The sequence below is a fragment of the Spirosoma humi genome (genome assembly GCF_054776575.1).
This window is the reverse complement of sequence record NZ_BAAHBR010000017.1, coordinates 460561-484342: the sequence shown is the minus strand read 5'-3', so window position 1 is coordinate 484342 and position 23782 is coordinate 460561. Positions and strand designations below refer to the sequence as shown.

Annotated in this window: 11 protein-coding genes; 3 read left to right on the top strand and 8 right to left on the bottom strand. The window is 51.5% G+C overall.

Annotated features, from left to right (window positions below; genetic code table 11):
• Positions 1–11: 11 nt before the first annotated feature.
• From ACYU8Y_RS24210 to ACYU8Y_RS24175, 8 genes are all read right to left on the bottom strand, one after another.
• The gene (locus tag ACYU8Y_RS24210) at positions 12–929 is read right to left on the bottom strand and encodes a PorP/SprF family type IX secretion system membrane protein (protein ID WP_460940728.1); all 918 of its coding nucleotides are present in this window, start codon (positions 927–929) and stop codon (positions 12–14) included.
• Between the two features lie 184 nt (positions 930–1113).
• Positions 1114–3510, bottom strand: coding sequence for a carboxypeptidase regulatory-like domain-containing protein (locus tag ACYU8Y_RS24205; RefSeq protein WP_460940726.1), 2397 nt, complete (start codon positions 3508–3510; stop codon positions 1114–1116).
• A 95-nt stretch (positions 3511–3605) separates the two neighbouring features.
• Positions 3606–4580 (bottom strand): PorP/SprF family type IX secretion system membrane protein, encoded by a 975-nt coding sequence (locus ACYU8Y_RS24200; protein WP_460940725.1) that lies wholly within the window; start codon positions 4578–4580, stop codon positions 3606–3608.
• Between the two features lie 5 nt (positions 4581–4585).
• On the bottom strand, positions 4586–14200 hold the full coding sequence (locus ACYU8Y_RS24195) for an SdrD B-like domain-containing protein (RefSeq protein ID WP_460940724.1): 9615 nt from the start codon (positions 14198–14200) through the stop codon (positions 4586–4588).
• 941 nt (positions 14201–15141) lie between these two features.
• Positions 15142–18414, bottom strand: a complete 3273-nt coding sequence (locus ACYU8Y_RS24190) for a hypothetical protein (RefSeq protein ID WP_460940723.1) — start codon at positions 18412–18414, stop codon at positions 15142–15144.
• A gap of 110 nt (positions 18415–18524) precedes the next feature.
• A complete protein-coding gene (locus ACYU8Y_RS24185) occupies positions 18525–19589 on the bottom strand; it encodes an NAD(P)/FAD-dependent oxidoreductase (RefSeq protein WP_460940722.1) in 1065 nt (354 codons plus the stop codon).
• Positions 19590–19634: 45 nt separating this feature from the next.
• Complete coding sequence (cmk, locus tag ACYU8Y_RS24180) at positions 19635–20357, bottom strand: (d)CMP kinase (RefSeq protein ID WP_460940721.1); 723 nt, start codon at positions 20355–20357, stop codon at positions 19635–19637.
• 140 nt (positions 20358–20497) lie between these two features.
• Complete coding sequence (locus ACYU8Y_RS24175; RefSeq protein WP_460940720.1) at positions 20498–21046, bottom strand: GNAT family N-acetyltransferase; 549 nt, start codon at positions 21044–21046, stop codon at positions 20498–20500.
• A gap of 234 nt (positions 21047–21280) precedes the next feature.
• Between ACYU8Y_RS24175 and ACYU8Y_RS24170 the strand changes: the two genes are divergently transcribed.
• Genes ACYU8Y_RS24170 through ACYU8Y_RS24160 form a run of 3 tightly spaced genes read left to right on the top strand, consistent with a single transcriptional unit; the run spans position 21281 to position 23780 of the window.
• Complete coding sequence (locus ACYU8Y_RS24170; protein ID WP_460940719.1) at positions 21281–22759, top strand: histidine kinase; 1479 nt, start codon at positions 21281–21283, stop codon at positions 22757–22759.
• Between the two features lie 11 nt (positions 22760–22770).
• Positions 22771–23553 (top strand): LytR/AlgR family response regulator transcription factor, encoded by a 783-nt coding sequence (locus ACYU8Y_RS24165; RefSeq protein ID WP_460940718.1) that lies wholly within the window; start codon positions 22771–22773, stop codon positions 23551–23553.
• Between the two features lie 11 nt (positions 23554–23564).
• A complete protein-coding gene (locus tag ACYU8Y_RS24160) occupies positions 23565–23780 on the top strand; it encodes a hypothetical protein (protein WP_460940717.1) in 216 nt (71 codons plus the stop codon).
• Positions 23781–23782: the final 2 nt, after the last annotated feature.

The following is a 23782-nucleotide window of genomic DNA, read 5'->3' as shown; positions in this document are numbered from 1 at the left end:
CTATCCGTCAATCAATACGTGAATTTAAGACCATTGGGCGAAAACCGAAGCATAATTTCGTGGACGCTCTTTTGGTCGTACTGCATCGCATTCGGGCTTTCGGGCGTCTGTGAATTAAACGTGTAGGCCAGCCGGATAGCTTTCGTTAGCTGGTATTCGACAAATGCCTGCAGGTAGTTGGTCTGAATGAGTCCGGGGCTGTTCTGCCGATACGATAGCCCTAAGCCTACTTCCTCGTCGAACCAGACCCGCAGGTTCACATCTACGCCAAGCGGCCGGTCGGCAATTTTCGAGACGAGTATGGATGGAATCAGCACGGTGGTCTCTCCTACCTCAATGGGTGCCCCTGCCTGGAACATAATGGGCCGAACACTTTTATAGGTATATCGCCCGGTTATATCCGTTATCTGGCCCCCTAATTCGGGTGCGGAGATGCCCGCAAAAAAGCGGTCTGACTGATAGTAGACGCCTACCCCAACACTGGCAACGGCCCGGTTGATGCTCGCGGCCGTTGTGACATCGTAGATGGGCACAACATTGACGCCCCCCTGAACGCCAATGGACAGTTTGGCCAGCGCCGGCATATTGAAGCGGTACGCTACGCTCCCATACACCCCCGTTGTGGCAAACAAGCCCATCCGGTCGTTCAACGCCTGAAATCCCAACCCGATCCGACCATTGGCAATGGCCCCATCGGCCGAAACGCTTTGGGTTACCGGCGCATACCGAACGCTGATCCACTTGCGCCGAAGAAAAGCCGACAAGTGAAAAGACTCACGGCTACCAGCGTAAGCCGGATTGATACTCAGCGGATTTAACAGGTATTGTGAATACAGCACTTCTTTCTGAGCCTGAACGTGTTGGTTAAGCAACACAACCAGGCTGCTTACCAACAGGCAAAAAAACAAAGGGTAGTGGGTGAAACGCATACGAACGTCGAATAAGCGACCAATTTGGGGGAGTTACTACTAAAAACCTAAAACGCCAAACAGCCTATTTCTGTACAGACTGTTTGGCGTTTAACATTCAGGCGGTATGATCAACAACCTCGTATACGTAACCGTCTGATTTTTAATAGCTAACACAAGCGTTAGAGGTCCTGTGCCACTGAGCTTATAGATTGATTATTTTTATTTCCGTCCGCCGGTTTTGCTGATGTTCTTCTTCCGAACAGCTCACGCCGTCTTTGCATTCGTTCAGCAATTCCGTTTCACCGTAGCCCTTTGCAACTAAGCGTTTCGGCGAAATTCCTTTCGATTTCAGATAAGCAACTGCTGCCCTGGCCCTATTGCTCGACAAGGTTTTGTTGTACGCAGCCGTGGCCCGGCTATCGGTATGCGACCGCATTTCAATTCGCATGCCCGGATATTTCGCTAACAGTGTCACAACTTTATCCAACTCAACAGCGGCATCAGGCCGGATAGTCGACTTATTAAGATCATAATAAATATTGTCAATCTTAATGACGTCCCCTTTCCGGAACATAGTTATATCGGTAACACCCGTTCTATCTTTGTCAACCCGTCCGCCAACAGTTCCCATGTTATCCTTCATGGCTTCGAGCGAATAGTCACAGCCAGGCTGCACCGCAAATTCGTACCGCCCATCAGGCCCCGTGATGGCCTCCTGCGTGGTGCCATCGCAGCCATTTATCAGGATCACTTTTACACCCGCAATGGGTGATTTGTCGGTTTGAGTCGTTACGCGGCCCCGTAGCGTGGTGGCCGTTGACCTCTCCGAAGCGTTCGGTTTATCCATCATAATTTCCAGGCGCGATGGCTGGTCATCCGACAGGTCTTTGGTGGAAAAACCGACCTTATTGGCACTGTATCCCTCGCGGGTAGCGATAAAACTAACGTCACTGTCAACGTTCAGGCAAATCTTGACCAATCCATTCGCGTCGGTCTTCAGATTTTTCTGTTTGTCGTTGAGCGGATTATCCATCGCGATTTCGGTATTGGCCAGTGGTTCTCTGGAAGTGGCATCCACAACACTCACGGTCAGTTCGCGACATGGGTATAGCGACCCTTCGCGCGTAAACCGGTACACATCATCATCGGCACCGCCATGTTTTCGGTTGCTGCTAAAATACCCGGCATTCCGGTCACCATCGGTGACTATTCCGAAATCATCCTGCGCAGAATTAAGGGGTTCGCCCAAATTACGAACGACCTGCCCCGACTGACCATCGGCCGATAGTTGAGCATAAAACATGTCCAGCCCCCCTAAACCCGCGCGTCCATCCGACGAGAAATAGATATTTCCTTTTTCGTCGGCAAATGGGAAAAGCTCATTGCCTTTGGAGTTGACTTCTTTCCCGAGGTTCACGGGTTCGCCCCATTTTCCGTTCGTCCAGGTCGATACGTAAAGATCTGTACCACCGAAGCCACCGGGCCGGTCAGACGCGAAATACAGGAGCTGATCGGGCTCACCCGTACGGCTTTTCGCCAGGGTCGGGTGCCCCGTCGAGTACTCATCGCTATTGAATGGTAATTCTTCGGCCTTGCTCCAAATGCCATTTGTTTGGGTAGCCGTATACAGTTTTAGCTTGTTTATACCGTCCGAACTCTGCCGATAGTGGCCGTTGTTGAAGTTATTTCGGGTGAAAATAACTCGGGTTCCATCTTTACTGAATGTAGCAGGGCCTTCGTGGTACTTGGTGTTCAGTGTCCGGCTAAACTGATCGGATTCGCTAGTCGGCTGGTCTTCATATCCCATACCGAGGCTGGCACCACCGTAGAAACCAACCGTACGGGAATCATTGGCAGTGGCTGCCGTAAAATCATCACTCCCCAAAGGCCGGATCGACCGCGTCGACCCCGTTTGCGTCCGCTTGGCCGACGACGCGCTACCGCCCAGGCTAGACGCCTTCGACGTCCGTATTGTCTTCAGGTCCGGCAGGTAATACAAGTCCAGAAAGGGCGTGTTGTTCCACTTGAATACACGCTTGATTCCATTGCCTACGCTACCCGCCGAAACAAACACCAGACCATCTTTATACAGCACCGGGCTAAATTCCGCCTTCCGGGTATTCATGGTTAAAAATTCAACTTTATAACTCCCGGCGTTCCGGGTGAGCGCACTTACGTCACTATAAAGTTTTGAGAATGATGGACTACGCTTATCGCTCGATTGCACGCTGCCATACTTATCATAAGCTTCCTGCGCTTCGCGGTATTTACCATTACTGGCCAGGGCCTGGGCATAAAACAGATAACATTTCGTATAGTCGGCAGACAACGTCCCGCTCCCGATCAAGTCCCGATATACGCGCTCTGCATTCTGCGTATCACGCGTTTGCTGGTAGCTGTACCCTAGCTTCGCTCTGGCATTCCGGCGTTCATCATCGGTCAGGCTATTGGGCTTGGCGAGCGCCTGTTCGTATAAGTCAATCGCTTGTGCGTAGGCCAGTTGATCGAACTGGCGATCCGCTTTTTTTGTGAGCGACTGCGCTAGCAATGAACTGATTGTCAACCCGAAAAGCACCAGAAAAGAAAAAATACGTAGCATATTCAATGAAGATTGGGAAGCAGCAAAACCAAAAAAGGTATACACTAACCATATAGGAGTATATACCTTCTAGATAAGCAAATACTGAGCCGAAATTAGAAATACCTCGGCGTCAGGATACGATTCTTACCAAAGCCAAACTCGTAACGGATCATAATTTCGTGCGAGCTCGGTGCGACACTTTGCAGGTTGCTCATGGTACGATCATACGAATAACCAAACCGGAACTGATCGGTCAGTTGAACTTCCAGAAGGCCAACAACCGCGTCAGTCGTGTATTTGGTCCAGGATGAAAACTGATTCCGGCGAATCGACGCGCCCAGGGCAATGCGGTCAGCAAACCAGAAGTTAATGTTCGCATCAAAGCCCAGCGGAGCACCGTCGGCATACTTAACCAGAAACGACGGCTTCATCTTGACCACCGGGCTGATGCCGACTACGAAACCTGCCGCTACATACGCCTGCCGGGCTTGCACAGACCGCAGATCGCCAACGTTGTACTCGCTCAACTTATTCTTGATCAGGCGTGGTACCGAAATACTCAGGTACGTTCGGTCGTTGCTCAGGTAAATACCGGTGCCAAAATTGGGTAGGATCTTCGAGATGTTACTGGCGAAGGCTGGATCGATCTGGCCATCAGGCGACGTTTTGACCTCCGTTAGATTTGCCTGATAGCTCGATGCACCGGCCTGAAGACCTAACGCCAGAGTACTTTTTTCGCCTACTTTGATGCGGAAGGCGTAGGAAGCGAACGCACCCGTTTCCTGGATAACACCCGCTTTATCGCCGTACAACTGTAGACCGATACCAACACGCTCATTATTGAGGGGCATATCTGCCGTAAACGTTGCCGTTTGCGGAGCCCCGGGCAGCCCGGCCCACTGGTTCCGATAAAGGGCTGACATGCTCAGCACATCGCGACTGCCGGCATAAGCCGGGTTGAGGGCCATCATGTTGAACATGTACTGCGAGAACATCTTGTCCTGCTGAGCCCGGACCTGACTGCTACCGATCCCGAGGATCAGTAGCAGCGCGACTGCCGACTGTTTTATTGACAACTTGTTTGACATCGGTATTAGCGGTTAATCGTCATGTATCGTATAAACTTGCGCCCGTCGCTGGTATTGATCACGTAGTAGTACGTTCCATCCGGCACACCGTTCGCATCCGAACTGATGGAAATTCCTTGGTTTGGTTTGCCATCCCAATCGTTGCGATACTCCTCGTTTTTATAAACCATATGTCCCCAACGGTTGTACACTTCCAGGCTCACGGTTAACCCGGCCGTACCCCGAATGACGAACAGGTCATTGATACCGTCGCCGTTTGGCGAGAAGCCTTCCGGAATGAAAATCGACAGGAACGTCTGTGGCAAGTTCAGAGCGGTAGCCTCGCGCTCGTTCGAATCGGTTGGATTGTTATTGCCATTCAGATCAGGATTCAGTCCGCTCGTCGATATGTCGCTTACCTTCCCTGATTTCGCCAACCCCTCCGCATAAGCCGAGTTCAGGAAGGTGGTCGTGCTACCACTGCTTGCCACATTGACAACCATATGAAGCGTATCCACCTTGCCCGCAGCTAAGGTACTGGTGCTGTCGCCAAGTACCAGAACGGGGTCCGAATCTCCATTGTAATTTGGGTTCAGTTTCAGAGCGCTGCCGGTAGAGGTTGTGAAAGGAGTTTTGACCACCCTGAAGGTCGAGCCAGTCTGGCTATTGAAGACCTTCGACAGGGTATCGGTGATGCTCACATTTTTCAGATTCTCTGAACCGTAGTTTTTCACCACAATCTGGTAGGTAACATTGAAGCTACCGTCTGTTTGCCGGACCGTATCCCGTACGCTCATCGCCAGCCCGATGTACGATGAGGTGGAGAGACCGTTCAGCACAATCGGCGTTGGATTATTGTTGTTCCGTGGATCCAAATCATTATCCGGATCATTGTTGACACCAGCCGTTGACCTGTCGTTTACTACTTCGTTCGTTGGGGTCAATGCCGTTGCATCAGCGACGTTGAAGAATGTCAGCGAATCAGCATTTTTCACATCTACCCGAACCGTGAAGCTTAGCAGGCTCCTGGCACCAACGGCCAGCGTACTCATCGAGTCGATCAGCATTTTGGTAACCGTTCCCTGACCTGTGTAGAGCGAATCGACCGCGATATTGCCCGTGCTGGTCACTTTGACACGGTTGCTTACGATCAGCGCACCATGCCCAAACGTCTGCGCAAGGTTGTCCACTACCTGTACATTCTTCAGGGGTACGGTTCCCATGTTGCTCAGCAGGATGGTGTATGGAACATCGTAGATACCTTCCTGAACCAATGTGGGCGTCCCAACGGATTTAGCCACACCCAGCAATCCCTTGGGCAGGTCGAACCGAACCGTTGTCGATACAGAACCAGCCGGAGCCGGGTCAATTCCGTTGTTCGAAATGTCTTTGACCACCTGACTCGAATCGACCGTATGACCAACTACCGTTGCCGAGGAGTAGAACGGACCGTTGTTACCGTTAGGCTTAACGTTTACCGTAATCAGCACCGTATCCTGAACACCGACAGCCAGCTTGCTGGCACTCGTCAGGATAGTCGGCTCCGCGTTTCCATTGAAGTTAGGATTGACGACCAATGTGCTGCCGGTTCCAACAGCCGGGCTGCCAACGACGCTGTAGGATGCGGGAGACGCAAACACACGAACCAGACTATCGGTCAGTACAATTCCTTCCAGATCGACATTACCAGCGTTTTTGAGCGTTGCTTTGTAAGTAACATTGTACGAACCGTCTGGCAGGGGCTCCACCTTGACAACCGCCAGCGCCAGACCAAGGCTTGGAGACTGAGCTTGTGGGGGAATCAGGGTGAAGGTTGAGAAGCCCATGTTGTTGGTCGGATCGCCGTCATTATCTGGGTCCGTATCCCCCCCATTCACCGACATATCCGTTACCAGCGTCAGGCTGTTCATAGCCGATACATTCGCGATGTTCCTGAAGGTCATGGTTGTATCCCCAGCCGTGCGTTTAACCGTAACATCCAGCCTGAACGTCTGCGAAGCACCAGGTAAAATGGTACTCAACGTATCAAGCAACTGGAAGTTTGGTACATGACCGGTAAAGGCAGGGTTCGCTTTCAGTGTAGAGCCGTTTGCCAGGATTATCTTCGTCGATTGTATTTTGTTGGGCGAGAACGCATACGCCAGATCGTCCGTCACCTTAACCGTACGCAGGGTGTCGTTGCCGAAGTTTGTCACCAGGAAGCTATACGAAACCCTGATGAGTGAGTCACCTATGGCTACGGGGTTACCCAGCACCGCTTTTGCCAACCCAATTCTACTGGTCCGGCGCGTCGATGATGTATCCTTCACCGTTACGCTCGATGTATTGTTGGTCAGGTTGGTGTCTTTATTATCGACATAGGTAATTTCGGCTTTATTCACCACGTCCTCACCGTTGATCGTCACACGGGCCGCAAAGACGATCTGTTCAGACTGCCCTGCTTTCAGGCTATCGATCCGTTTGGTGATAACGCCGTTCGACACCTTGTAGCTGGCGGTTGACGCTGGCAGCAAATCCAGACCTTTCGGCAGAATATCGCGAATATCAATGTTGTGAGCCGTGTATGGGCCTGCGTTGCTCACCGTAATGGTGTACGTTACAGGAGCCCCATTTTTCACGAAGGCGGTGCTGGCCAGTTTAGCAATGCGCACGTCGGCGGCCAGTGTATCGGCCGCGCAGTTGAAGACTTTAACGACCACTTTAGCCGGTGCACTGAAGCACCCCGAAGCATTCCGCTCAACAATCCAGTAGTTTCCTTCAGAAACCGAATCCGGACGGCTAACGATGTTCGATGTCGTGCATTCGCAGGTCCGGTAGCTATAGGAACTGCCTGCTCTTGGCGACAGCACCGCTTTCGTTAAATCAACAATTTTGGCCGGGCACTCATTGCGCAGGTTCGACACAACGGGCGCCTTTACCGGCTCCGCAACCGTCACGGTTACGGCATCCGATTTTGCCGAGCTACAGCCTTTCGTATCGAACAATTGAACCGTGTAGACACCGCTCGTTTTCACGACAATGGATGGGGTCGTGGCGTTGTTGCTCCATTTGTAACTCGCAGCACCGTCTGGCGCTTTCAGCGTTACGGAGTCGCCGAAGCAAAGTTTAGTCCCACCCACTACCGCGACTACCGGTATAGATTTGATGCCATCGATGGTCAGGATCATATCATCCTTGGCAACCGGACAGGCGGCATTGTTGGTGCTTACCGACAACGTCAGGGTTACTTTGCCGGATAGGATGTCTTCCGAACTAGCCGTATAGACGGCATTCAGCGCGTACGAATTATCGAAAGACCCGCTACCACTGGTGGTCCAGTGAGCGGTTTTACCCGCTCCGCCCATACTACCCTTCAACGGGTAGGTTTTGGCTACGCAAATGCTGGCATCTGCCCCCGCGTTTGCCGTTGCTGGATTCTTCGCATCGCAAGGCGTTGGGTCAACGCAGGCGTTGATCAGCACCTGAATGGCAGCGGGTAAACTCATACAGCCATTGACCGTTTTCTCAACAACGTAGTACGTTCCGGTACCAACCGCGGCAGGATTAGCCACTTTCAGCGCACTGCTTAGCGTAGCATCCGTATAATACTCGAATACACCTCCGGTCGTTGCGGTTTTGCTGGTGACAGCAGAAGCCAGATCGACCGTTACCGATGGGCATGTATTCGTTTTATCCACCACAACGGGTTGCGGCACCTTTGGTATCACGGTCAGGACAATTGGGTTCGACGGAGCACTCTTGCATGAGCCCGTGGTATAACACTGGGCTGTGATGGTCGTTGAGCTGGTCAGTGATACCGTGATCGACGGACCAACCTGCTTGTTCGACCAGATCACAGAACTGCCTGGCGAGCAACCTGCAGCAGTCAACGTGATGGGTGCGCCGGAGCAGGCTATCGTACCGGTCGTTGACCCAATGAGCGATAGTGTCGGGGCGGCCGGAACGCCAACCTTAATGGTCGTGTACGCTGACCAATCGCCCAGGCATTCGCCAATTTTGCAGCGCACGCGGTAGCGCACATCGGCCGTTGGCGTGATCGTTAGTGTATTGCCAACGGTCTTGTTGTCAGACCAGAGATATGCACCACCTTCACAACCGGTTGCCGTCAACGATAGAACTTCGCTTACGCAAACCGTTAGTGCATTGCTTGCAACAGTTGGGATAGCGGGTGCTGCCAGCGTAATTTTCAGGCCTGCTGATGGTTTGCTTGCACAACCGTCAATTGTGCAGGTCGCGGTCAGCGTTCGGTCACTGTTTATCGGTTTCGAGTAGGTTGCCCCCACCGTACCGTCAGACCAGTTTATTGTGCCCCCGACACAGCCGGTTGCGGTTAATGATACCGGACTGCCGTTGCAGACCGTAAGAGATGACCCACCGGATAAAATTGGCGGATCGACCACGCTCACCTTCACGGCAGCACCGGCTACATCCAGACTCGCACATTTGGTACCAATCAGTTGCAGCACATCCGTAGCGGTGGTAATCCCCGGTTTCAGGGCCGACAGATCGAGGTAGTTTTTGTCCGTCGCGTCGGCAGTATAGACCAGCGTATGGATGGTGTAGGCGGCTGCATCTGACGACACAACGAACTGAGGTATCGGGCTGGTTTGCTGAACGACTTTCTCCGTTCCTTTCGTCAGCACATACAGGATAGCGTAGCCAGTTGGCTGTACTAACCCACCATTCAATGAAGCCCCGATCGTTACCGTTGTGCTGGAGCCTCCGCATATGGTTCCATTTACCGCTACCAGCGTTCCGGCTTTAGCGGTGCAATTGCCCGGATTGACAACGATCGTTGCAGATGGATCGCTCAGGCAGTCGCGGAACTGACACTGCGCGTAGTAGGCCTGCGTACCTGCTGGCCGCACGACGATAGAGGTTCCTTTATTGTTTCCGTTGATGTCAATGGCCGACCAGATAACCGTACCAGCGCAACCTGCTGCCGATAAGGTAATCGTGCCACCTGGCTCAACCACCGTAGCCGAAGCGGTGATGATTGGGGCAGCTGTTGGAATTACGGTAATAAGGTACGGCTGCGTACTGGTACTCTTACAGACCCCGTCCTGACAATATACCGAGTAGCCCGTCGTAACGGTTGGCGATACAACAATGCTCGTTGTCGTTTCGCCATTACTCCAGGTGGGTGTGCCCTGGCAATTCGTTACCGACAGTTTCACCTGCTCGCCCGGACAGATCGTGTCCGTACTGCACAGGCAGCGAACGATGGACGGCGTTGGTGTAGGCGTTACGTCTACATTGATAATGTTCGACTTACCGGTACCGCACTGCGTACCAACCTGGCAAAGGGCGTAAAACTCGTGATTGGCAGTCGTTGCCGTCACCGACACGACTGACCCTGTCTGACCGTCAGACCATTTCACTACCCCATCACAACCCGTTGCCGTCAGCGATACCAACCCACCGCTACAGGCGGCCAATGTGGAGGCCGTGACGACCGGGGCTGGAGCCGTAGACGAGCTGACCGATACACGAACCTTGTTAGAGGCCTCGCTTTCACAGGTTCCCTGTTTGCACGTTGCATAGTATTCGAGCGTGCCCGTTGGGTAGATCTCGATGCTCGCGCCGGTTTTATTAACGCCATGCCATTGCACCGTACCGGCACAACCTTTCGCGGTGAGCGTTAATTTATTGCCGCTACAAAGCGTTGTGCTGCTGACCGAAATAATTGGCGTTGCTGGTGTGGCCACGGTAATGGTTACGGTATTTGACTGGGCACTCAGGCAGCTTCGGTATTTGCACTGGGCGAAGTAGCTGATGCTGGCCGTCGGATAGACCGTTATGCTCGGACCAGTCTGACCACTTACGTTCCACACAACCGTACCGTTACAATCAGCCGCCGTTAAGGTAACTGCGCCCTTTGCACAAACCGTGTCTGCACTGGCTGTTATCGTTGGAACGACCGGCGCGACAATACCGATCGTGTATACGGGTGACGACTTGCTCGCACAGGCCCCATTCTTACAATATACTGAGTAGCTGTTGTTACCAGGGGTTGGCGTTACAACAATACTGCTTGTCGTTGCCGTGCTGCTGTTCCAGACGGGTGTACCGAGGCAGTTTTCAACCGTTAATATCACGCTCTCGCCTGGGCAAACAACGGTTGTGCTGTAGGCAATCGTTGGCGCCGGACCATCCGTTACAATACCGATCGTTTTTGTAGCCGGGCTACTCAAACAGCTACCCAGAAGGCACTGAGCCGTATAGGTCGTTTTGGTATACGGCGTCACGACAATCGACGCACCGGTCTGGGCTTTATCGGACCATTCGATGATACCACCAGGGCAACCTGAGGCCGTCAGTGTTACAAACGCACCGGGACAGACATTGTCTGCACTGGCTGTAATCGTTGGTATTTTCGGATCAAGGACAACTACCTCAATGGCATTCGACGCAGTGCTTACGCAGCTACCCACCACGCAACTTGCCGTGTATGTGGTCGTTGTTCTGGGTGTTGAGAAGATAGTCAATCCTGTTTTTCCATTCGACCATTTTACAGTACCATCAACACATCCATTGGCACTTAGCGTTGTCGTTCCACCTCGGCAAATCTCGGTGATAGCACAGAGAATCGTTGGTGGCTGAACGGCACAGGCGTTGATATCAATGGTAACGGACGACGTATCATTTTCCGAATGGGCGGGATCGTTTTGCGGGCTACGAATGACTGCCGTACTCTTTGTTGAACCAGGCGTAATAACGGTGGCGTCAACGAGCAGCGTACGATCGGAGCCAGCGGCTAAGGTGCCAATTGTCCAGATACCCGTTGCCGAGCTGTATTCATCGGCTGGTGTTGAACTCACGTACGCTAATGAGGCAGGTAAAATATCACTTACATCGACACTCGTGGCGGTCATCGGACCCTTGTTCGTTGCCGTGATTGCATAGGTGATTTTCTGACCCACACTATAAGGCCCTGGCGTTACCACCGTTTTTACGACGGCCAGATCGGTCAGACAAGTGCCAACCGTGATCGTCAGCGATGTGCGTGCGCTTACACAACCGGCCTCTGTGAACGATTCGGCATAATACACAACCGCACCTGCTTTAACCGGTGTGACAATCAGTTTGCCTTCATCCGGGGTTGTACCAATCAGCTTACCATCCTGGTCGTACCAGTTGATCTGGCTACCGGGGGCAAAGCCAATCAGTTTGGTGCTGCTTCCCAGACAAACAAATGCGTCATCGCTGGCAACGTTTACCGGCGCTGCCGGACGCGTATTGATTTTGGCAATCAATGAACTGGTTGCCGATTGACAAGTACCTCCTGGTCCATCCGGATCGTTGGTTGTTGCCGTTAAGAGCACATTGCCCGTTGTGATGTCGGCGGCCGACGGTGCGTAAGTTGTTGTCAGACTGGTTGGGTCGCTGAACGTACCCGTACCATTCGTTGCCCAAACCACCGTTGTTGCCGAGCCGGAGAGAGTCGCTTTGAGCGGAATAATATCCGCAGCGCACACGGTCACGCCGGGACCAACATCGACACCCGCTACCTGTTGACAGTTGCAATCAACGATGCCAACCGTCAATACGGCCGGGGCGCTGTAGCAGTCGCCTGATTTCGCAAAGAGGTAATACTGGCCAGCGCCAACAGCCGTCAGATTCGTTACCATGGTCGATGCCGACCGGTTTTGGCTGGTGTACCACTCATAGGTATTCCCTGTGGCCCGGTTGCCGATATCAATCTTGGTTAGATCGACCGTCGTTGCCGGACAGGCATTTTGTATGTTGCCCAGAATGGCTGGCGTTGGCAGTGTGGTAACCGTTATAACAACGGGCTTGCGGGCACTGACGCAACCGCCATCCTGCGTGACAGCTTCCGCATAATAAGTCGTTGACTGGGTTGGGTATACTGTTGACGTTTGTCTGGATATACTTAGCGTGTCAAATGCGGTTCCCCCATTCGGTGTCAGATACCACCGCACGTAGGAAACCATCGTTGATGCGGTTAGTACAGCCTTCTCTCCACTACAAATCGTTGCATCGCCCGATACGACTAAGGTGAAGTCCGTTGGACATGATGGATAGAAACCAGCGTCCAGACTGGCATTGAACTCACCACTGGCCAGCGTCACCGATTGTGTTTTGCCCGTGGTTGGGTCAACGTCCGAGTCTTTGGTATCATCTCCACCAATGTGGGCCAGCGTTGCGGTATATCCTGCCGGAGCCGTGAAGGCAACCGAGTAGCTTTTGCTGCTGCCAAAAGCCAGTCCCGTAAACGAGTATAAACCGCTGTCGTTGGTAGTGGTATTTACTGAAACGACACCATTGACATGTAATGTTACTTTGACACCTCCCAAACCCGACTCACCGGCATCCTGAATGCCATTCTTATTCTGATCCATGAAGACAAAGCCGCCTAAGCCAGTGCTTTGCCCATAGAAACCCGCATCCACCGTCAGATTATTTCGGGCTGTGCTGGAGGTTGGCTGACTTGTATCGATCGTGTACACACCCGTAAATCCACCCACGCCAGCGTCACTGTTCAAATCGTCGGCGACACCGGCGGCATTAGCGGTGGTCAATTGGTAAGCTGCCGGCGTCAGGAATCGAACGACATAACGACCATCGGTCAGACTGTCGAACAAGTAGTTACCGCCACCAGCGGTAACCGTCGAGTCGAGCTTTGTTTTCCCGGACTGATCGTATAAGTACACGGTTACCTTATCGATACCGGGCTCCCCTGGCGTCTGGGCACCATCTTTATTCAGGTCATTGAATACGAAATTGCCCAGGCTACCATAAAGCCCAGGAATGACCTGAATAGCGCAGCAGTTTGTTGCCGGGCAACCCGTACGAAACGTCATAAACCGATAGGTTCCAACGCTTTTTATGGTCAGCGAGAAATCACTGTTGACTTCGGCAAGTGAAGTTGATACGGCCGATGTGCTGATCGGCACATCGTTACGGTACCATGTAATGTTATCGTAGCCGGACGGGATTGTTACGGTATACTCGTCACCAGGATACCAGAGGATGGGAATCGAAAAACAGACGGTATCGTAATCGTCTTCGGTCAGACTTTGATTATTCGGAACTGAATTTAGATCGGTCTGGCCAGCCGATACCACTTCCGCTTTGTTAAACCAGACTCCCGGTTGTTTTACCGTCGCGCTTAAGGTCAATACGGCAGAGTCGCCCGGCGCAATCGATGCGATACTCCATATACCTGTATCAGCAGCGTATGTCCCCGTACTGCGGACGATACTGGCTGAGCCTGGTACATAGGTGACTCCTCCGTCCGGTAACTCCTCTTTAACGGATACCGCAGTAGCGGTCGTTGACCCAGGGGCGTTTGCGACAACAAGTGTGTAAGTAACGACATCGCCAATTTTTGGTGATTGACTACTGATCTTATTATGAAGACTTAAGTTGATCGTTGTCGTCTGCGCCTGAGCTGATGAAACGACCAGCCAAAGCAGCAGAGTCAAAACGAAAAAAAACCCTTTCGCAATCGGAAGGAACATGCATTGAGAAATTCTGCCAAACGAAGCGGGTGAGCTCGAAAAGCCGCTCGTCCTCAATGCTTTCCCTCGCAACAACATAGCTCCTCCATCGGCGTCTGCTGCTAACTGGGGAGGATCTACGTGAAGTGATTCGTTTAGTATAAGTTGTTCATTCATTGTACGTTGTGTATGAGTAGTAGAGGATTTTGTGAATGGTAGGATTGAAAACCTAAATTTGAAGCAGAACGACCGGGTGACTCGCCATGAAACCTGGCAAACTCATCAACCACACGCGCTATACTGTTCAAAAATTCGGTTGTTGTCGGCAGCAACTTAGCCGTATGTGAAGACGTAGCTTTCTCCAGAGCCAGCCATGGCTTACGCAATACATCCAGAACGCACGTAATTGACCGTCCGGCGAAAGCAGCTACCTGGTTTTTCCAACCAATTGACAAGCCATAGGCGGTTGCCGGTTCAGCAGGAGTCAATAAGTTGAAACAGGTTGTATATAAGGTAGATCCTTCTTCCATCTGCAACTTCATTCGGGACGGTGTACTATGAGCAAGTTGAGAGCTGCAGGTTCATAAATAATTCAGACCAAATGACCGGCAATTGGTCACGGTTTATTACTTCTTAATCCGGGATCTCTTGTGCGATTAAGCCTTTCGCTAAAACTATGCCAAACCCCTCTACCAGGTATAAACTTGCCACGAATAACCAATAATACTCTGGTCTTTAAGCTATTACGATAAGGCTACTTGCTCCTACAATCGAGCGATTGGTCATCGCTGATCGAGCGTTCCTGATAGAGGAGGCTGCACGGGTCAGCAACAGACTAGCGAAAACTATGCCAACTATGGAATATCCAATTATATTCTGGTTACCTACCTCAGTCGAAGCGGTTCTCGATGCCAATGACAACAGCAAACGATAGCGGACTAATCGGATAAAGAGGGGGAAGAAGTGTACTAATAGCCATTTTTAACTACTACTCGTTAAAACTGAGCGAATATAGACAGGAAGACGCCTATTTTGTCCCTATTTTCCGTTCGGTGGTTCTTTAAATAAAAAATAGCCGCCCTTTTGGGGGCGGCTATCCAGCGCGAGTTCACGCTAACCTAAAAATCATATCCTAAGGTCAGGTAAGGGATTGGTTTGCTTACCGTGCGGTCTTCTAATCCCCAGCCATAATCGAACTTCACAAAATAACCAAAAATCATTGTCCGTATTCCGGCACCGTAGCCAATCAGGAAAGGGTTTTTGAAATTGGTTACCGTAGCCCTAAACGGTATACTTCCCCCGCCGACAATTTCTGTGTTCAGGCTATTCTGCTGACTGAATGGTCCACTACCCGTCCAGGCAGTGCCAATATCGGTGAAGGCGACCAACTGTAGGTTACGCAGAAAATTGGATGTGATATTTCCGCGGTACAGGTACCGAATAAGTGGTAAACGCAACTCCGCATTGAACAGCATGTAGCTGTTCCCCGTCAGCTTGCCCTGATTGAAGCCTCGCAATGGAGCAGCAAAATCCAGGAAGAAAACATCCCGATAATCATACGGAATTTCATTTTGTACGGCATTCGGTATCAGCAAAGGATTAGAGCCAACAAGTTCTTTTTTTCCACCGATCCAGTTTTCCATCCCGCCTAATGTGCTTTTCTTGGGGGCGGCTCCGCCCGATTGACTGAATGAGAACCGGGTAGCCAGAATCAGGTCGCGGTGAATCCGCTGGTAATGACGCAAGTCGAGCGACAGCCGCCGGAACCCTTGCGATGGGCCCCGTAAACCGGCATATTCCTCAAACCGAAGTTTGGCTTTCGTCCCAACAGTCATATTCATGCCGTTTACTTTGGTGTTGTCGAAAACAAACTCACCCCGCAAACCGGCATAATCTGACACACGATCCGGCTCTTCGAAAGATGATAGATCAATCAACCTTGTGATGGCGTAAAAAGGCGACACCGTAAAACGGCTGTTCACCGAAATCGGGTACGAAACATTTACCGCGACCCGGTTGTACCGGTATTTCTGCAGAATACCGGATCCATCCGCGAAAAGCGTTTGCCGATCCACACGAGCGCCATAATCAATGCGATGCGTCAGGTTTGTGTACTCGGCAAACAGATCGCTGTTCCGTAGGGTATTGGTTAAGCTCAGAAATCCACCAGCCCTGAGTACATGGTTCTCCAACAAGTCGGTTAGCGTAACTTCCTGCGCATACCCGAAGCCTTTGATGGGGTCGACACGCCAGTTGGAGGGGGCCTCATTGATACCAAAGGTAGACTTATAGTCGAATGGTCCGCGGATGGTGATATTTTCCCGGCGCCGATTACGGGGAAGCGTCGTGGTCAGACCAGGCGAAACACCCGTCACCGACCGGCGCTGGCGATACTCAGCCGCCTTGACTACTTCAGGATCAAACTGATAATTGTCCGTATCGACTTCGCCAGGCTCCAAAGCCAGCTTTGTTCCGGTTGCAGGCGATGCACCGGTTCCCGTGCGCCCGGCCGCCGTCGAATCGGCAATAGCCCGATTAGGCTGCTGAGTCGAATCGGTTTTGGCGGTACTAACCCGTGGTGTGGCAGGCGAATTCGCCTTGTTGAGCGCAGCACTCCGCTGCGTGGGTGGTACCTGAACCGATTGGGTAAGGCTTAGTTGAGAACGGAATCCGATATACTCATCCCCATTTTTCAGACTGCTATACACGAACCCACCATTCGCGGGTTTGAGATCGTAGAGCCGGATGCTTTCCGGAAAAGCGGTCAGTTGGCTGACCGACTTGCTTTCTGTCTCAAGCCGATACAGGTTCCGAATACCGCTGGCATCGTTAAGAAAATAAATCGTCGTTTCGCTGGCCGGAATGGGTTGTGTTGCCTGAGAGAGTGAATCCGTCAGGCGGACCAGCGATAAATCCCGGGCGCTGCCTTCGTGCGAAAACAAGCTTAACCGATCCCGAACGGTGCGGTACGACCCTTTGTCTACACCCAGCGTATCGTCTTTCCGGTTAGAGCTGAATACGACCTGACGAGCCGTTCGCCCCACGAAAGCGGGGTATAAATCGTCGTACAGATCGTTGGTCAACTGCTGATAAGAACCTCGATTGATACTGTATAAGAATAAATCATTCTGTCCTTTCCGGTCAGCACTCATGATCAGGCTGCCGCCATCCTCAGAGGCATTCATCCAGACAACCTGCGACAGGCCATTGACCGGCCGTTTGAATTCTCGTTTGGGCCGTTTATCGAAGCCACTGAACTGATACAGATTTGTTTTCCCCAACTCATCCGTAACAACGAGCAGGTTGTTGTCGCGTTGCCAAGCCAGTAATGGCGTGCTTGTTTGGGTTATTTGTCCGTCGAGCCGGTAACCACCTGTCAGTACAGTCATCTTTTTTCGGTTGGTCGTGTTGACGACCTCAACGCTGAACTTTCCATCGCGAAGCACAGAATAGGCAATAAACTGTTTATCAGGGCTTAGCTTCAGGCTGATCAATACCGTCTTGTCATCGGACGAGCCAACTTTCATCTGAAAATCGTCGGTACTGGCCCGATACGACTGCGCGACACTACTGGCCATGCCCGCGTAATAATCACGCCACTCGCGCAGGAACCGGTTGTAGGGCACTCCCAGTGTACTGGAGATACTACTTTGCTCATTCCGGATTATACGCGTCAGGTTCAGAATATTCGAGACGTTGTCACGGCCATATCGCTGAACAATGTAGTTCCAGATGGAATGCCCAACCCGCTCGGCATCGGTACCGGATAACAGCGATGGTTTCTTGACGGGGCGATTCAACGACACGTCGCGCATATAATCGTCCAGTTCCAGGCTATTGCCCTGAGCGATATAGGACGCAATTCCGGGCATAAACCAATCCGGCAGCGTCAATAAAAGGGAACTTTGAAGGGCATCTTTGAGGCTTCCTCCATACAGCATGTCATACACGAACAGCATCGCAATGTCGTGAATGATCTGTTGACGGAAGCTGATCTGATCGCCCGTGAAGGCCAGTTCAATGCGGGACTTGGATAGGTTTTGCTCACGACTGCTCAGGCCACCCTGCGCCGTGAGCCCAATGTTGTTTTGAGCCAGTTCTTCCGGCGAATTGAACAGAAAAATTTTAACGCGATTGTAGGGAGTATAGCCCAACAACTCGGTGACCCGGTCAAACTCCGATTCGGCGTACTGGGCCGTCAGGTTAGCGATCTGGTTGCCGTCCTGATAATAGTAGATCTCAAAATTTGACGTTCGGATGATCTTCCATTCGAAGCTGCGGTACTGGATACGGTTTTTCCCAAACCGCTCCAGCGATGGATAGTTTTGTGCCGTAGCCACGCCCAATCCGGCCAGCCACAGGCCCAACATCAATATGTATTGATTTCGCATACGGGTATAAAAGACGCTGATTACGAACTTTTCTGGTTCAACGTTTACGGCCAATCCACTTATCTGGCTTTGGCTTTCGGTTGACGTAAAATCCTTCGTTGGAAAACTAGTCAACTGCCATGATATAACGAAACGCACCGGCTAATATTCGCTTCCGGTTCCAAATCTTCACCATCCAGGAGGTACCGGGCAAACTGTTCTGCCAGATACGGGGCCAGCGATACGCCTTTCGTGCCCAGACCACCGAAAATACCTACTGCCGGTTTTGTTGGATGAAGGCCAATGATCGGCCTTCGATCTTTGGTTGAAGGCCGGATACCCGCCTGCTGACTGACAATCTGATAGGGGGTTTTCAGGATAGCCGCTACTTTCGTCTCTAAAAACGCACGACCATCTTCCGTTGTTTGCCAATCCAGATCGTGCCAGCTGTAGGTTGCCCCAATCCGAATCAGGCCCGGCCGGACGGGTAAAATAAAAACCCCTTGATTCACTATATTTTTGATCGGGTAGTTATCGACGACGGCGGTCAAGATCTGTCCTTTCACCGGATTGTAAGGAAGCCAGTCAAACAAGGAATTCTCGCGCGACTGAACACCGTCACAAAATATAACTTTGTCGATCTCGATTCCTTTCCACTCGACATGCCTATCCTTGATCGTCAAGTCATTGACGCCCACTCTCGCTTCAAAGAATTGATTTTTCCGGGCAAAGTACCCTTTAATGATCCGGACAAACTCGGCTAAATCCACCCATCCGGCCTGCGTTACTTCCAGACCACCTAAGGGATTATGGATAAAGGGCCTATAGGCCTGATCGTCAACGAACCTGGAAACGTACTGCTGCGTATCAGGATCGGCCGCCAAGGTTAAATAGTCAGTTTGTTCGCTAACGGACCTGAACGGGCGGTAAATATTTTTGGCATGGAAGAAGGTAACCCCAAGCTGCTGCTCAATGCCGCTGTAAAATCGATGCAGAAATGGAAACAATTCATCGGCCTTCCAGGTACGAACAAGTTTTCGGCCGGTGAGCGGATTGACCAGCCCAGCCGCCACCGACGACGCTGATGGAAGAACCGGGTCATCGACAAGCAGCACGGTGCTTCCGCGCTGGTCGAGTGTCCAGGCCAGAACCGAACCTGCCACGCCCTGTCCAACGATCAAGAAATCAACTGCCATGAATAATGTGAAAAAAGAAGAATAGGATAACTGTTTGGGTAACGTCTATTCTTCACTCTTCATTCTTCTTTTTTCCCTTTCCCGGTGCACCGCAGCCAAACGCCGATCGGCCAGTTCGATCACCCAGTCAACCTGCTCTTCGATGGTCATGTGCGATGTATCCAGCAAGATGGCATCTTCGGCCTGCCGAAGAGGGCTTTCCGTACGGGTGGTGTCGATCAGATCGCGTTTCTCAAGATTCTGAATAATGTCATCCAGGTTTATCAATTCGCCCTTGGCCAGGAGCTCCTGCTGTCGACGGCGGGCGCGGGTATACGTGTCGGCAGTCATAAACACCTTCACCTCAGCATCCGGAAACACTTTGGTGCCAATGTCGCGCCCGTCCATGACAACGCCCCGTCGGCGGCCCATTTTCTGTTGCTGAGCAACCATCGCCCAACGCACCTCCGGAACGGCACTTACTTCACTGACGATATTGGAAATATACATCTTCCGAATTTCGTCTTCGACGTTCAGGCCGTTCAGGCACGTTTCATTTTTGCCCGTGCGATTGTTGTGGTTGAAGGTAATGTGAATTTTGTCGAGGGCGGCCGTTATTTCTTTACTGTTAGACAGGGAGATCCGCTCCTGAATAAAAAACAGGCTGACAGCCCGGTACATAGCACCCGTGTCAATGTATCCATAGCCCATTTGAGCGGCCACGGCCTTGGCCGTTGTACTCTTGCCACAACTTGAATACCCGTCAATTGCAATTACGATCTTCGGCATGAACGAATCTTCCCGCCGAAGCGGTACTGTTTTTAGACAAACTGACCACAAAGATGAGGCTTTGCCGCGTAAGATTCTACTTGATTCAGCCCAGTCATGCTGTTTTGGCCCTACATTGAGCACAAAAACCCAATAACTGCCTAGATTAGCTCCCGATGTTCTGACCGAAGCATGGAAAAAACATGTTCATCCAGGTACTGGTTGTTTTTGACCGCGGCTTTCCGATGAACCGCTTCGTGCTGGTATCCGGCGGCTTCCAGCACCTTCATCGATCCGGTATTCCCTTCGAGCACGCAGGCAAAAATGCGATTTACCTGAAAATACTGAAAAATGTACCTTGTTATAATAGGCAGGGCTTCGCTCATAATGCCCCGGCCCCAATAACTCTCGCTGAGCCAGTACCCGATCTCGGCATTGTACCGGTAAATGTCGTCCTTAACCGTGAAGCCAATGTTGCCGACGGCCTGCCCATCAATCTCAACGGCGAAATTGTTAGGCTGCTGATACGATTTGTTTGAACGAACCCACGAATGGGCATCCCGTGGTGTGTACGGATACGGAAAAAAATCGCGGACATTGTTCCAGATATGGCGATTGCTGGCGTGGCGAACCAGCGAATCTTCATCGCCCTCACGCCAGGGACGTAATTGGCCAACAGAAAGCGGAAACGTAATCAACGTGGTAGTCAAGGTCGATGGAAGCAAATGGGTAATTACGTCACTAACAAGGTATGAATCCAAATGTTAACCCAAATTTATCCCACTCATCCCCTATTTCATACTGTTCTTATCGGCATTCGTCAGAAAAACCACGCAATGCGCTACCCCACCTGGTAGTTTTGACCAATCAATCGACCCACCCGTTAACTTTATAATTCTGTACCGTATGAAGAAGCCCCTCACGATTTATACACGCATCGGCGTATGACCCGCGAACAACTTATTGGTACCATTGGCCGAAATGGCAAACGCATTCAGTTGCGGGGTACTGACCTGGCTAAATTTGACTTCAGTGGCCTGGATCTGACTGGCGCTGACCTAAGCTTTTCGAACCTGGGGAAGGCCAACTTTCGGGGGGCTATCCTTCGGCAGGTGAATCTGAGCTTTTCTAACTTGAGCGGGGCCGATTTTACGGATGCCGACCTGTACGAAGCAAATTTCAACTTCAGTTCGCTGGAAGATGTCAACTTAAGCGGAGCCAATGTAGAAGGCGCTTCGTTTAATTTTTCGGGTCGCAGTAAATACCGGCCGGAGCCAACAAGCGGTAGTGATGAGCCAATTACGCTGACGACCATTCTGCAAAAGCCTGGTTGGGGAACACTCATCGGCGCACTTATCGGTGCGTTGCTGGTGTACGGTTGCAATGCCATCATTTACTTTTCAGATCTCATTTCAAAAGCTGACGATCCGGTAATGGTGGGTCTGTATCAGTTTCTGATCGTGCAGAACATGGTAGACGGAGCTACATGCTTTTTACTGACCTGGGCGCTCTCGGGCTGGTTAAGCCGTCAGTTCCGCGCCGTTTGGCTACGCCATGTCATTCTTAGCGTTGGTGTCATGTGTAGTATTCTCATGATCAATATGGGGTTATACTATGCCTTGGGAAAGCCATTTATCGACGCCCTGACCAAGTTACCGGGCGGCATTGAGCGAACCGCAGACTGGTATGTCTACATAGCGGGAGATCTGCTGGTTGCCAATGTATTTCTGTACGTTCTGCAACAGGGGCGGCAGCTAACGCGCAAACTATCCGATCAGGAATTTCAGTTGCTCAATCTGGAAAAGCTAAAAACCCGCGCAGAACTGGATGCGTTACAGGCCAAGATAAACCCGCATTTTCTGTACAACGCCCTCAACAGCATTGCCAGTCTGGTTCACGAAGACCCCGACAAAGCAGAGGAGATGACGCTTCTGCTTTCCAAACTCTTTCGCTATTCGACCGGGCGGGATGGGGAGTTGTTTGCCACCCTGTCCGACGAGCTGGAAATGGTTCGTACATATTTACAGGTGGAGAAAGTTCGATTCGGCAATCGCCTTACGTTCAGCGTTGAAATCAGCGATCCCGCGCTTAATGAATTGCGCCTGCCACAGTTCCTGCTGCAACCCATTGTCGAAAATGCCATTAAACACGGCATTGCCAAACGGGCCGAGCTGGGCCGGATCGATGTTCGTATCTATGAGAAAAGCGGGGAACTACACCTCTGTGTCCATGACAATGGACCCGCTTTCCCCGATGATATGAGCGGGGGCTACGGGCTGCGCAGTATTCAGGATAAACTCAAACTTCTTTACGGAGATGAGGCTCGGGTAGAACTACAAAACTGGCCGCTCAAACAGGTATTGATTTCTATTTTGATGATTAAAATCCAGAGTGTTCGCGACGCCGAAACACGCAGCGCTTAATTTAACGGACCATGACACTTCCCTTAAAAACAATTTTGATCGACGACGAATCGCTGGCGGTTAGCCGCCTGCGTCGCCTGTTGGACAAACACCGTGATAGCATCGATATCATTGGCGACGCAGCCAATGGCGCCGAAGGTCTGACGCTCATTGAAAGCCAGCAACCCGATCTGATTTTTCTGGATATTGAAATGCCGTTACTCAATGGCTTCGAGATGCTGTCCCGCCTGACAACCATGCCGATGGTGGTATTCGCCACCGCCTTCGATCAATATGCCATACGGGCGTTCGAAGAAAACTCCATTGATTATTTACTGAAACCGATCGAAGCCGAGCGGCTAGCCCGAACGGTTCAGAAAATCAGGATGCTGGTCGATCGGCAGGATGTGTCACAACCGCTCTTAAATCCGATGTCGGAGAGTGTGATGCGGCTGTTGGCCCAGATGCAGCCAAAGAAAGAAATCTATTCGATCTCGGTGAAAACGGGGGAAAAGATCAAGCTCGTCCCCCTTTCTGACATCGCTTTTTTTGAAGCGGAAGATAAATACGTTTTTCTGGCAACGATCGACGGGCAGAAGTTTCTGACAACCTACACCCTAACGACACTGAATGAGAAGCTCCCCGACACGTTTATACGCATCAGTCGATCAGTCATGGTGAATCGGCACAAAATTGCCGAAGTGCACCGGCATTTCGACGGCAAATTTCTGTTGGGCATGAGCGATAAAAAAGGAACGAAGCTCACCTCCGGCAGCACCTATAGTGACGCAGTCCGGCAGTTGCTGGAACTCTGAAACACAACCTTATGAAAGCAGCTACCGAACGTAAACTCATCCGTTGGTTTCATATTCTGGCCAGTATCCCTATCCTCGGGTACATCTACGGTCCGGTGGCATCTCTGCCCGAACCAGCCTTTGCGGTCAAGTTTATTATCTTACCCGCCGTAATCTTCTCGGGCTTCTGGTTGTGGCAAGGCCACCGGGTCAAAAAATGGTGGCGCACCGCATGGTGGCGCACTTGATG

Bases quoted from the DNA above. Each gene is read 5' to 3' on its own strand.
- ACYU8Y_RS24210 (WP_460940728.1), bottom strand. From the start codon at position 929: ATGCGTTTCACCCACTACCCTTTGTTTTTTTGCCTGTTGGTAAGCAGC.
- ACYU8Y_RS24205 (WP_460940726.1), bottom strand. From the start codon at position 3,510: ATGCTACGTATTTTTTCTTTTCTGGTGCTTTTCGGGTTGACAATCAGT.
- ACYU8Y_RS24200 (WP_460940725.1), bottom strand. From the start codon at position 4,580: ATGTCAAACAAGTTGTCAATAAAACAGTCGGCAGTCGCGCTGCTACTG.
- ACYU8Y_RS24195 (WP_460940724.1), bottom strand. From the start codon at position 14,200: ATGAATGAACAACTTATACTAAACGAATCACTTCACGTAGATCCTCCC.
- ACYU8Y_RS24190 (WP_460940723.1), bottom strand. From the start codon at position 18,414: ATGCGAAATCAATACATATTGATGTTGGGCCTGTGGCTGGCCGGATTG.
- ACYU8Y_RS24185 (WP_460940722.1), bottom strand. From the start codon at position 19,589: ATGGCAGTTGATTTCTTGATCGTTGGACAGGGCGTGGCAGGTTCGGTT.
- cmk (WP_460940721.1), bottom strand. From the start codon at position 20,357: ATGCCGAAGATCGTAATTGCAATTGACGGGTATTCAAGTTGTGGCAAG.
- ACYU8Y_RS24170 (WP_460940719.1), top strand. From the start codon at position 21,281: ATGACCCGCGAACAACTTATTGGTACCATTGGCCGAAATGGCAAACGC.
- ACYU8Y_RS24165 (WP_460940718.1), top strand. From the start codon at position 22,771: ATGACACTTCCCTTAAAAACAATTTTGATCGACGACGAATCGCTGGCG.
- ACYU8Y_RS24160 (WP_460940717.1), top strand. From the start codon at position 23,565: ATGAAAGCAGCTACCGAACGTAAACTCATCCGTTGGTTTCATATTCTG.